Below are 13102 nucleotides of genomic sequence, written 5' to 3'. Positions count from 1 at the left end.
GTTGAGCCTTGTTTTACATGGATATTATTTCAATTTTACCCGAAGAAAAAACCATCTTAATGTTTAAAATGCCTTAAGCCGGTCATTACCATTGCCAAAGAATGTGCTACACAATACTCAATGCTGTCTTTATCCCTGATAGAACCACCTGGCTGTATAAATGCTTCAATACCTTCGGCATGAGACATTTGCACACAATCGTTAAAAGGAAAGAAGGCATCACTGGCCAACACCGCACCATGCAGATCGAAATTAAATTGTTTGGCCTTATCAATACTCTGGCGCAGGGAATCTATACGGCTGGTTTGTCCGCAACCTTTGCCGATAAGTTGTTTGTTTTTAATAAGTGCAATGGCATTACTTTTCAAATGTTTGCAGATGATATTGGCAAAGCTGAGATCTGATTTTTCGGCCGCAGTGGTTTCGCGGCCACCAACTTCTTTCCAGTCAGTATAATTGCCCATATCTGTACCCTGTACCAGCGTACCATTTAATAATGACCTGAATTGCAGGGTTGGTTTAGCTAAATTGGCCTGTAATTGTAATAAAATTCTGTTCTTTTTGCTTTTAAGAACGGCCAGTGCATCTTCATCAAATGAAGGGGCAATTAAAACTTCAAAAAATATTTCGTTAATGGCTTCGGCGGTTGCTTTATCTATGGTGCCGTTACTAACAAGTACGCCGCCAAATGCACTTTCAGGATCGCCGGCTAAAGCGGCATCCCAGCTTTCTTTTACAGTTGCCCTGGCAGCTACACCGCATACATTGGTGTGTTTAATAATGGCAAATACCGCTTCTGCAGCAGTGGCTGCCGGAAATTCGGTAATAAGCTGAATAGCTGCATCCACATCTACCAGGTTATTATAAGATAATTCTTTACCATTTAATTGGTTAAACATTTCGGCAAGATTACCATAAAATGAAGCCTGTTGATGTGGGTTTTCGCCATAGCGCATGGATTGTTTATGCGTTAATGGTTGTAAAATGCTACCGTTAAAGTAGTTGTTGATAGCAATATCGTAATTCATTACTACTTCAAAAGCTTTTGCAGCATAGGCTTTGCGTTGATCAAGCGATGTTTCTCCATGCTGGGTTTCTAAAATTTGTACCAGTGAAGCATAATCGTCTTTGGCCGCGATTACAACCAGATCGCTGAAGTTTTTTGCTGCGGCGCGAATCATAGATGGGCCGCCAATATCTATTTTTTCTATAATTAGTTTTTCTTCGCTGGTGGTACGTAAGGTTTCCTCGAAAGGATACAGGTCAACAATTACCAGATCTATTTCGGGAATATTATATTCTTTCATTTCTACAAGATCCTGTGCAACACTTCTTCTGCCCAAAATACCACCAAACACAGCAGGGTGCAATGTTTTTACTCGGCCACCCAAAATAGAAGGGTAGGTGGTTAGGCTTTCTACCGCCACACAGGAAATACCCAGATCTTCAATAAATTTTTGGGTGCCGCCGGTGGTATAAATGGTAATACCCAGGCGCTCCAATTCTTTTACAACAGGGGCAAGACCATCCTTATAAAAAACGGAAATAAGTGCAGATTGAATTTTCTTTTGCATGGCAATGATGATTGATACTGTTTTATTGGCAAATTGGGTACTGTGTTGCTGATACTTAATCAGAACGTACAAGTGTGCGACGCAAGAATGCTGCTATTTGATTCTGTTGCCGGGCACCTAATTTTTGTACTGTTACAAAATAACCTGCTGCCTTTTTTAATTAAGATCTGTGATAAAAGCACCCTGTTGGGCTACTGAATGAAAGCGCAAATGTAAGTTTTCGCAGTCTTTTTTCCATAGCTCTGTTTTCCACAAAGGATTGCTGCTATCGAAAACAATGGTTTTACAGGCAAAAAATTGCACCAATTGATTGAGATCTACCGGTGGATTATGGCTGAGAATAATATAATCTACCGGTATTTTTTGTGCAGGCGACGGTAGGCTAAGCAGGCTATCTATTACCAAAACCGTGGTGTTATTTATTTGGAAAATGGTATTGTGCGGGATGGATAAAAGTGGGACTGTATCAGTATTTACATAAAAGGCAATACGGGCAGGTTTTAGGTGGAAATTGCGTAAAAAACCATCTGCTACTATCTCTTCATCGCCTTTAAAATGGTACTGGTGGCCCTGCAATACATCCATAGCAGTGTGTTTGGGTACATTAAATACAATTAGCTGTTGCTGACTGGCAGCCTGTAACCAATTAACGCTAAGTGATAATGCCAATACAGCAAATGCGCCTGCAGCAAACAGCAAGGCTGTTATGGATTTTCTTAAAAGCCATATGCATATACTTACAATAATCAGGTACAATAACCAGGTTTGGGTAATGGAGATTTGCAGGTTATTCCAAACTGCAAAAGGCAGGTGGTTGATGAATTCAATAAAACTATTCATACACCATATTAACCCAAAAAGGGCAATGCCTACATAATGGGCCACCAATGGAATAAATGCCAAACAAATTAAAATAATTTCCCCATACAAAATAATACCTGAGAGTGGCACGGCAATAAAATTGGTGAGCAGAAACAGGTTAGGAAACTGGTGAAAATAAAAAATAATGATAGGCACTGTAAGCACCTGAGCCGAGATGGTAACAGCCGTAAGCGCCCAAATTTTATCGGCTAATTTATTTTTGAAATAAAACCAGTTATATACCGGTACCATAAAACTTACAATACTGATAACCGCCGCAAAAGATAGCAGGAAACCAACATCCCAAAGCATAAATGGATTGTATATCAGCATACAAAAAGCAGCGGCTGCCAGGGTATTGTACATATTGGTGCGGCGGCCAATGCTTTCCGCAATAACGATAAATGTAAACATTACTGCAGAGCGTAATATGGAAGGGGCGGCACCTGCAACCAATGTAAATGCCCATAACACAAACAAAATGGAGAGTGGCTGTACAATCAACAACCATTTTCGCTTTTTAAAGAAACTGAAAAATACACGAAGCAATGCGTAGATCATACCCAAATGCAAGCCACTAATAGCGATGATATGTACTACGCCGGTGTTGCTATAGGCCTGTACCAGGTCCTTATCCAAATCGTTGCGGTAACCAATAAGCAGGGCTTCTGCCACCCCTGTTTCTTTATCGCCGGGAATATATTGCTGCAGGGTATTTAATGCTGCGTCACGGGTATTAAAAATCAATTGCTGCAAAAGGTTTTTATCTGATTGCGGCAAAACAGTATAATCTTCATCTTGTACAAATACCTGTGCGGTAATATCCTGAAACAAACAATAGCGGTTATAATCAAATGCACCCGGATTACCGCTATTGGTGATGGGTTGCAATGCTTTATACAGTGCTATTACAGAACCATATTCTAATGGTGGCAGGCTATCAGCTTTTTTAAAATACACCAGTATATTGCCCTGTACATTTACCCAATTGCCATTTTGCTGTATGGCTTTTACAGCAGCCTGCGCTTTATAGCTATTTGTTTTTTCAACCAGTGGTTCTGATAAGCTTATCAGGATGGTATCGCCCGGCTGATAAACTGCACCAATCCAGTTATTGCGGTGCCTAATATCTTTTGAATAAACAAGCAGGGCACCAGCAATGCAAAACACAAATAAAATCAATTGGCCTTGCAGCCATTTACCTGTAAATTTTCGGGCGTTGGGTAACAAGCTAAACAGAAGTAGCAGTAACAAAACAACAAGAAATGCAGATAAAAGAAATATTGGAGAGAAACTGATATACCATTGCAATATTATACCGGCAACCAATGCTGCCAGCAAACGGATGAAGGGGTATTTTTTTAAAGTTTTTGGGGTAAGAAAAGGCATGTATAAATATAATAATTACCCCAAATTGGTAAAAATAAAATTGGGTAATTATTTTAAAGCTTTTTGTCTTTTGGTTATTTGTTTTTTGGGACTAAACTGTAGAATAAAAAGGAACTTTGCTTGCCACGCTCGGTTCAGGGTTCCGCTTTCATAGCGGCAAAATTGGTAATGGCTTATTGGCATAAAAGCGCTGTATAAGCCACATAATGGTAAAGCTGGGAATGATATCGGTAAACAGCAGCAGTTCTTCTGCAAAGTTAAACAGGCCACCAATAGCTGCTTTACGCCCACCAAAAGTTTTATAAAACAGATAACCCGATATAGGTGCCCAAATAATATCGGCCGTTTCACCAATACCTGGAATGATATAGGTAATACTGCCAAGCAAATCCATTAAAAGGCAAAATACCAGTGAAGGTTGTTTATTCATTTGTAGTGATTTTTTTTCTTAATAACGAATATTTAAACTAAATAGGCAAACGGCTATTACAACCATATATTTTATAGTTTGGATGTTGCTAATTCAAAATTAAATTCTTTTAACATTTCCGAAACTCTTCGTATTTGAAAAAACTCCCTACATTTGAACTACTAAACATTTCGTAGACGTAAAAATAAATAACATGAAAAAGATACTAAGTTTATCAATGTTCGCTTGTATTTGTGCAGTAACCATTGCATCAGCACAAAATGCACCAAAAGCATCAACTACTGATAAAAAAACGGAGGAGAATATCATCATCCGCAAAAAAGGCAAGGCCGACGAAAAAATGACCATTGTAATTGATGGCAATAAAGTAACACTTAACGGTAAACCAGTTGCTGATTTTAAGGGGAAAAACATTGAAATTATAAAAGATGGCGATTTGGCCGTATTGCAAATGGAAATGCCCATTGCGCCATTAGCACCGGAGGCTAACGGATTCACCACGATGAACGATGATTTTATGCGTGAGGTGAGAAGCAATAAGGCCTTTTTGGGCGTTATGACAAAAAAGGCTGATAAAGGCGCTGAAATTACTGAGGTAACTAATAAAAGTGCAGCAGAAGCGGCTGGACTTAAGGAAGGAGATATCATCACCAAAGTAGGCGATGAAAACATAACCGATGCGGATGACCTGTATAAAACCATTGGCAAGCTAAAACCTGAAGACAAAGTAACCATTGCCTATTTACGCGATGGTAAACCTGCTACCACCGAAGCTACCTTAGGGGAAAATAAACAGGTTAGGGTATATAGCTGGAGAAATGGGGCTGGTGCTGATAATGATGAAGCCTTTAATATGCAAATTGCACCAGAAATGATGCCACGCATACGTGATTTTGCCGGTGGACAATCTTTTTGGAACGATGATAAACCCCGTTTTGGGTTTCAGGTACAGGATACAGAAGATGGTAAAGGTGTAACCGTATTGGAAGTAAATGAGGATGAGCCAGCTGCCAAAGCAGGCATTGAAGAAGAGGATATTATTACCAATTTAAATGGTAAAGACATCACTTCAGTAGATGATTTTAAAGAAAAAATGAAAGAGGTTAAAAAAGGCGATACTGTAAAAGTGGAAATTAGCCGCGACGGTAAGAAACAAACCCTGGAGGTAAAATTCCCCAAAAATTTAAAAACAACCGATCTGTAAACATTTTGAATATTTCTCATGTGCATTGGCTGCCATTGTCTAATGGCAGCCATTTTTATGTTTTGAAATTAGCAGTTGATAAAAAATGCATGAAACAGGTGTATTTTTTACAAAGCCCTTTGTACCGGAGGCCAGAGTTGCCAAATGATTTGCTGATAAAGTGATTGCGACGCAAGGATGCTGCCATAAAAATGATAGCTGGTATGTGGAAATTGAATTTTTAAACAGTCTTTTAAATCTTTACTTTTGCCAAATAGAAATTTTTTGTCAGGATATGAAGAAAATAGAACTGGAAATTGTGGCCCTTTCTCATAGCATAACACAAACGCATTCATATGCAGTTGTGTTGGGTGAGCTAAATGGACTGCGCCGTTTACCTATTGTAATTGGCGGATTTGAAGCACAGGCTATTGCAGTGGCATTGGAACGTATGCAACCCAGTCGTCCGCTTACCCACGACCTGATGAAAAATTTTATGAATGCATTTAATGTAGAGCTGATGGAAATTATCATCAGTGATTTGCAGGAAGGCATTTTTTACTCGAAACTGGTTTGTATAAGCGAACATGATACAGTGGAAATAGATAGCCGTACCAGCGATGCATTGGCATTGGCCGTACGTTTTGGCTGCCCTATTTATACCTACGATCATATTTTGGAAAGTGCAGGCATTTTAATGGAAGATACCGGCAAAAAGCGCAAATCAGATATTCAGGTGGAAGAACCTTCTGCCGTTACCTCGGATGCTTCAAGAGAGGAATTAAGCAAATTAAACCTGGAAGAGTTACATACCTTATTAAATGACGTTCTTGAACAGGAAGATTATATAAGGGCCATTTCAATTCGCGATGAAATTAATAAGCGCAAATAGCTAACTGCAATAGCAACTATTTTTTCCCTAATTAAAGCATACATGGTTGTATTTCCCAATTGCAAAATTAATCTTGGCTTACATGTTATTAGCAGGCGGGATGATGGATTTCATAACCTGGAAACAGTTTTCTATCCTCTTCCAATTACAGATGCTCTAGAAATAATTACCCACCCCAATAAGCAGGAATTTACCGGTGTTGAATTTAGTTGCAGCGGCTTAGCCATTGATGGCCCGGCTGATAGTAATCTTTGTATTAAAGCCTACCAGCTTTTACATAAAGATTTTGCACAATTGCCCCCTGTAAAAATGCATTTGCATAAGGCTATTCCAATGGGTGCAGGCCTGGGTGGTGGTAGTGCCGATGGTGCTTTTACCCTGCTGGCACTTAACAAAAAATACCAACTGGGCTTAACTGAACAACAGTTAATACACTATGCATTACAATTGGGCAGCGATTGTCCATTTTTTATTGTTAACCAACCTAGTTATGCCACAGGCAGGGGAGAGGAATTAACTCCGGTTTCTGTACAGTTAAAAGGGTATACATGTGTAATGGTAAACCCGGGAATACATGTAAATACGGGTTGGGCTTTTAAGGCGATCAGTCCTGCAATACCAGATAAAAATTTATTGGAGCTAATACAAACACCGGTAGTTAACTGGCGGCAAAGTTTAACCAACGATTTTCAGGTTGCAGTTGCGGCTGCCCACCCGGTAATTACAACTATTTGTGAAACATTGTATAATCAGGGGGCCGTTTATGCAGCCATGAGTGGCAGCGGCAGTACCTGTTTTGGTATTTTTGAGCCAAACCATGTTTTTACGGCCACATTCCCAGCCGGATATTTTATTAAACAAGTGGTACTGGATTAACTGCAAGGCCCCATCTTTTATGGATGGCTTTTACCTCCTGTTTTACTCCTGATTAATTACAGACCATCAGTATTGTTGACTATTGATTTGCAGTACAAGAGTGCGACGCAAGTAAAGCCTCATATAGCATCTGCTGCCCGGCTAACTAATTTAATTTTCCTTGTTTTCTAACTAATAAATATCCATAACTAATTATTGTTAGGTTTTACAGATAACCTTTATTTTTACCACTTAGAATTAAACGCAATGGTTAAAGAAAAAATATTGGTGATTGGCGCCAGTGGCCAAATTGGGGTAGAACTTACGCTGGCCCTTAGAAAAATATATGGCAACAGCAATGTAATTGCATCTGACATGCGGGAGGAAAACGAATTGCTGAAAGGTACCGGGCCCTATGTTTCTATGGATGTGATGAATAAGGAAATGCTGCATGTACAGGTAATACGCCAGAATATTACGCAGATTTATTTGTTGGCTGCCATTTTATCGGCTACCGGCGAGAAAAATCCCAACCTTGCCTGGAACCTGAATATGCAGGGCTTGTTAAATGTATTGGATATAGCCCGTGAAGAAAAACTTACCAAAGTATATTGGCCAAGCAGCATTGCGGTATTTGGGCCCACCAGTCCAAAACAAAACTGCCCCCAGCAAACTGTAATAGAACCTATAACGGTATATGGCATAAGTAAATATGCCGGAGAGTTTTGGTGCAATTATTATCATAAGCGGTTTGGTGTAGATGTGCGCAGTTTGCGGTATCCCGGACTTATTAGCTATAAATCTGCACCCGGTGGCGGCACTACCGATTATGCCATTGAAATTTTTCATGAGGCGCTGGAACAAAACAGTTACGAATGTTTTTTAACGGAGGATACTTACCTGCCCATGATGTATATGCCCGATGCTATAAAAGCTACCATTGAATTAATGGAAGCGCCTGCGGAAAAAATATCGGTGCGCACCTCGTATAATATTGCGGGCATCAGCTTTTCGCCAAAAGAAATTGCCGCAGAAATTGCCCTGCATAAACCCGGTTTTAGCATTCAATATAAGCCCGATTACCGGCAGCAAATTGCCAATAGCTGGCCGCAAAGCATTGATGACTCCATTGCCCGGGCCGATTGGGGTTGGCAACATGAATACGATTTGCAGCGTATTACGGCCGATATGTTAAGCAATCTGCAGATATAATTTGGCATTATGTACCCGGCAGCAAGGCGCTATCGGCATGCTTGCGTCGCACACTTGTACTGCAAACCCATTTGCAACATAAAACAACAGGTTATTTGTACTTTTTTAATAGGGTGAACGTTATCTATCAGTTAACAACAAAAAACACATTATGCAAAGGTTTTTATTATTGTTTTGCTTGTTGGTGTCATACAGTTTTGCCAATGCCCAAATAAGCGATATACCCGATTACAGGCCTAAGAAAGACAATTATAAAAAAATACTGGATAAAGGCCTGCGTAGCGAACTGGCGGCTTTTACCCTTAGTAGTCTAGACGAGGCTTTGAATAAAGAAAGCCTGCCAAAACTGCCATTAACGGAGAATAAACCCGGACTTGTACAATTTTCTAATGGTAAAATTTCGGTAACCATCACTGCCGGTACCTTCGATAAAACCAAACACAAACTAATGTTGTATGATGATAAATACACTTTAAAGCTGGACAATAAACCATTTTTTAGCGCCAAACTGGGCGATATGCCTAAAAAAACCATAGAATCAGTATTAGTAACCATTGGCCGGGATACGGTACAAATACCTGCCACAGCTATTAACGATTTGTACGATCCGGTATTTTGTACCGGAAATGTTAGCAGCGATGCCAAATGTAATTGTGCTGTTTACCTTTCCAACGATGGAAGTAAAATCTACATTTATATGCTAAACAGTATAGACAATAAAAATGGCTACGAGGTAACCTGGATTATTCAGGACAAATTATTTTCCAGGCGGGTGGTAGATTTTGGATTTTGATAATTCAAAAAAACCATAACCCCTTTTTAAGATTTATAAATAGCATTTTATATATGTAAATAAATTTGTATAAATAGCAATTGGTTTATTTTTCGCTGGAGTTTTTATTAAATTTTGTTTAGAAAACTTTAAAGTGGCTTAACTAATCAAATCTCCTTTACCCCAAAAAACTGGTTATCTTAATATTACTTTATACCTGAACACCTTGCTGCTGCGTGCTTTTGTAATAATTTTACCGCACATTGTAATACCCTTACATATTCCTGAACCGCAGCTATACCCTGCACCAATAACACCAAATGAAGCAAATAATTGTTGGCTTGTTTTTATTATTGTGCATACCGTGCTTAAGTATTGCGCAATCGGAACAAAGAATTCCAATTGTATCTGTAGCAGATCAAAGTTTTGCAGCCTGGAATTATTCCAACTATTTAAATGATAACCTTAGTGCTTTCGTGCCATCGGTATGGTTACAGAAATATAGTTATTCCACCGTAATTATTAATCTGCAGGCAAAAAGTAATATTACCCGACTTTCTTTATATGATTATACAGGTGTGTTTACCAATCAGCCCGCATTTTTCTACGCTATCAATGGTGCAGATACAGTCTATCTGGGCAAGTTTACCGGCGAAACCTACCAGGCTTTTGTAGATATAGCCAGTCCCTTTCCGGTAGTAGCTACCAAAATTGCCATGAAAAAATATGGAAATAATATACCGCAAAAAGTGCAGGTGTATGGAAGCCAGTATATAGCCGGTGCTGTTGCGGATTCCACTCCCATTCGTTTATTAACGGATAGTATTCAGTCATTCGTTAATACAGGAATGAACTATAAGCCCTGGTTAACAGATAATCTAACCGATCTTGTAAAAAGTGTATACACACCCATCAATTTGCAGTACACCGACGTAAAATTATTATTAAACGATAAAAGGGCTCAAATAGCCAAAATACGGTTGTATGATGAAGCCGGTATTTTTACCACCAATCCCGCCTATGTATATGTACTTAAGGATACTTCTATGAAACTGATAGGCACTTTTCAGGGATTATTGTACAAGCAGTTTGTCGATATGGTAATCCCCGAAGGAACCCAGGCCGATGCCATTATTGTAAGAAAATACGGCAATAACATACCACAAAAAGTACAAACCTTTGGCCGCACTTTGCCATTTGACGAAATGAAATTGATTCATATGCCGGTAGAAGACAGTAAGGTGCCTATTACCTCAGTTAAGCCCGGCATTATTACTGGTATGGATTATACCCCCTGGTTATTGGAAAGCACAGACAGCCTGGTAAAGCCTGTGTTCAATGCCATCAATATGCAATGGGTAGATGTGGAAGTAAAATTTCCGGCTGCCTATAAAATCAGTAAAATATCGTTGTTCGATGATGCGGGTATTTTTACCACCAATCCTGCTGCTATATTTATTAAAAATGACAGTACGCTTACGCTAAAAGCCAATTTCCAGGGTTTAAAATATAAAGAATTTGTAGACTATAATTTTGTGGATACCCCATCTGCCGAAGCAATCGTTGTTAGGAAATACGGTAATAATATCCCTCAAAAAGTTTGGGCTTATGGCAAGCTGGATACCACTAAAAAAACGGATACCATTCCCATTGTTAAAATACCAATCGAAGCAAAAAGATGGTACACGCTAAATTATGTACCTAATGGGTTGGTTTCATTATTTAATGGTGTAACGACTGAAAGTATAAACACCGGGGCTTCTAGTTTTAAACCAACCTACGAAGCACTTTACCCGATTGATGAAGGTGAATCTATTACCCTGAAGCAAATAAAAATGTTTGATTATACAGGTGTATTTACCGCCAACCCTGTACAATTATTTGTAATAAAAAAAGATGGCACCCGTATTAATATTGGCAGTTTTACAGGTAGTAATTATAACGTTTGGGTAGGGCCTTACCCGGATAGAACCATTGTAGGCGATGCTCAATTTATGTTAGATTCTGCCATTACCAATATCCAATACATTGGCATTAGCTGCAACCGTAACGATCTGCCAACTGAAATAGAATTTTACGGCTATTATAAAGCACCAACTATTTTATTACAAAAACCCAGAACTTATGCCCCTTTTCGTACAACACTTGGCATGAATGCTTTTGAATGGGATTTTGTACGCCCATCTGTAAATTCAAGAGTTATTGCAGAAGACAAATATGCCGCTATTCAAAACTTCAGAGGTTTTAGACATTATATTGATTGGCAAAAGCTGGAGAATACAGAAGGGCAATACACATTTAACCCCACCCATTCCGGCGGTTGGGATTATGACTTAACCTACGAACGTTGTAAACGCGATAGCATTGAAGTATTGGCCTGCATACAAAATACTGCCAGCTGGATGCAAAATACCTGGCCAGATTCGTTAAAGGCTGTTGATAATATTCCTTTGAAATATGGCCTGCCAAAAGATAACCCACAATCTTATATAGAATATGGTAAAGTAGCATTTCAGTTTGCGGCGCGGTATGGCAGTAATACAAATATTGCACCGGCACTTATAAAAGTAAATACTACCCCACGGTGGACAAACGATCCGCCCAATACCGTAAAAATAGGTTTGGATTATGTACACTATATGGAATGTGGTAACGAACTGGATAAATGGTGGAAAGGCATTAATGGTTATATGAGTCCTTACGAATATGCTGCTGCCTTATCTGCATTTTATGATGGCCACAAAAATGCTTTGGGCCCCGATGTGGGCGTTAAAAATGCAGATTCTACGATTCAGGTAGTTATGAATGGTATTGCGTGGTCTAAACCATCTTATGTAAGGGGAATGATTGAATGGTGTAAACAAAACCGTGGTTATAAAGCAGATGGCACAATCAATCTTTGCTGGGATGTAATCAATTATCACCACTATTCTACTGACAATGGCCAATCCCAGTCGGGCGTGGCTACACGTGGTGCAGCACCTGAAATTGGCGGCGCAGATTCTGTTGCTCAAGCTTTTGTTTCATTCTCAGAAAAATATGCCTATAGCAAACCAGTTTGGATAACCGAAATGGGTTTCGATATCAACCAGGGCAGTCCGCGTAAGGCCATTGCCATTGGCAATAAAACCGCTTTGCAAACGCAGGCCGACTGGATTTTACGTTCTGCCCTCGTTAACCAAAGAGAAGGTATAAACCATACGTTCTTTTATGAGTTAAACGACAATAATATCAATAGCAGCACCCAATACAATTCAATGGGTTTAACAGATTCTGTTTACCAGCGTAAACCAGCTATGGATTACCTGTTTCAAACCAATGCATTAATGGGCAATTACCGCTATAAACGCACCCTGCAAACCTATCCAATTGTAGATGAGTATGATTTGAATGGCAGTTACATATATGCCGTATGGATGCCTACTGAAACCGGTGCCTCCCAGTCTTGTCAAATAACTTTTAAACAAACAGATTCTGTAACCATATATACCCCAACTGCGGGTGCCAATAGCATGCATCAACAAAACCTGCCTGTAACCAATGGCCAAATACAAATTATAGCCACCGAAACACCGGTTTTTATAAAAGCAAAATCGCCGGTAGCGGCTTTGCAATATGTATACAATGGCAAATGGATGATTAGTAAATTTTAAATAAACCCATTTGTTTTTTGGGCCCGGCAATGTAATTGAATTGATGCTTTACTTGCGTCGCTCACTTTTACTGTAGTAATTAGGTGCGGCATTTAACAGCCAATAGCATTAACTGCAAAACCATTTAATAAATTATCAGCCGCCGGCCATTTGGCCCATGCTATAACCAAAAGTACAAGAGTGCGACGCAAGCGGCGATGCCATAAAATATCCACTGCCGGGTTAATACAAATATTTACTAAAACTAGTTGCTACCCGCATTTAGCCCTATAACTTGCATT

Annotated in this window: 9 protein-coding genes; 6 read left to right on the top strand and 3 right to left on the bottom strand. The window is 39.4% G+C overall.

Annotated elements, in window-relative coordinates:
- Positions 1-56: 56 nt before the first annotated feature.
- The 3 genes from purH to GD597_RS15070 form a co-directional block, all read right to left on the bottom strand.
- Positions 57-1574: a bifunctional phosphoribosylaminoimidazolecarboxamide formyltransferase/IMP cyclohydrolase gene (gene purH, locus GD597_RS15080; RefSeq protein WP_171608712.1), complete on the bottom strand. Its 1518-nt coding sequence runs from the start codon at positions 1572-1574 to the stop codon at positions 57-59.
- 156 nt (positions 1575-1730) lie between these two features.
- Entirely contained in the window at positions 1731-3824 is a 2094-nt protein-coding gene (locus GD597_RS15075; protein WP_171608711.1) for a ComEC/Rec2 family competence protein, read from the bottom strand.
- Positions 3825-3972: 148 nt separating this feature from the next.
- Positions 3973-4254, bottom strand: coding sequence for a hypothetical protein (locus GD597_RS15070; protein ID WP_171608710.1), 282 nt, complete (start codon positions 4252-4254; stop codon positions 3973-3975).
- Between the two features lie 193 nt (positions 4255-4447).
- Here GD597_RS15070 and GD597_RS15065 point away from each other — a divergent pair, with 193 nt between their 5' ends.
- From GD597_RS15065 to GD597_RS15040, 6 genes are all read left to right on the top strand, one after another.
- Positions 4448-5458: a PDZ domain-containing protein gene (locus GD597_RS15065; protein WP_171608709.1), complete on the top strand. Its 1011-nt coding sequence runs from the start codon at positions 4448-4450 to the stop codon at positions 5456-5458.
- A 274-nt stretch (positions 5459-5732) separates the two neighbouring features.
- The gene (locus tag GD597_RS15060; RefSeq protein ID WP_171608708.1) at positions 5733-6329 is read left to right on the top strand and encodes a bifunctional nuclease family protein; all 597 of its coding nucleotides are present in this window, start codon (positions 5733-5735) and stop codon (positions 6327-6329) included.
- A 42-nt stretch (positions 6330-6371) separates the two neighbouring features.
- Positions 6372-7205 carry a 4-(cytidine 5'-diphospho)-2-C-methyl-D-erythritol kinase gene (ispE, locus tag GD597_RS15055; RefSeq protein ID WP_171608707.1) on the top strand — a complete coding sequence of 278 codons (834 nt, stop codon included), beginning with the start codon at positions 6372-6374 and terminating at the stop codon, positions 7203-7205.
- A 246-nt stretch (positions 7206-7451) separates the two neighbouring features.
- Positions 7452-8396 (top strand): NAD-dependent epimerase/dehydratase family protein, encoded by a 945-nt coding sequence (locus GD597_RS15050; protein WP_171608706.1) that lies wholly within the window; start codon positions 7452-7454, stop codon positions 8394-8396.
- A gap of 151 nt (positions 8397-8547) precedes the next feature.
- Positions 8548-9189, top strand: coding sequence for a hypothetical protein (locus GD597_RS15045; RefSeq protein WP_171608705.1), 642 nt, complete (start codon positions 8548-8550; stop codon positions 9187-9189).
- Positions 9190-9488: 299 nt separating this feature from the next.
- Complete coding sequence (locus GD597_RS15040) at positions 9489-12821, top strand: hypothetical protein (protein WP_171608704.1); 3333 nt, start codon at positions 9489-9491, stop codon at positions 12819-12821.
- Positions 12822-13102 lie beyond the last annotated feature (281 nt).

This window comes from Limnovirga soli (assembly GCF_013106755.1).
Classification (GTDB): domain Bacteria; phylum Bacteroidota; class Bacteroidia; order Chitinophagales; family Chitinophagaceae; genus Limnovirga; species Limnovirga soli.
Note: the sequence above shows the minus strand (reverse complement) of the source record. Positions and strands in the feature narration are given on the sequence as shown.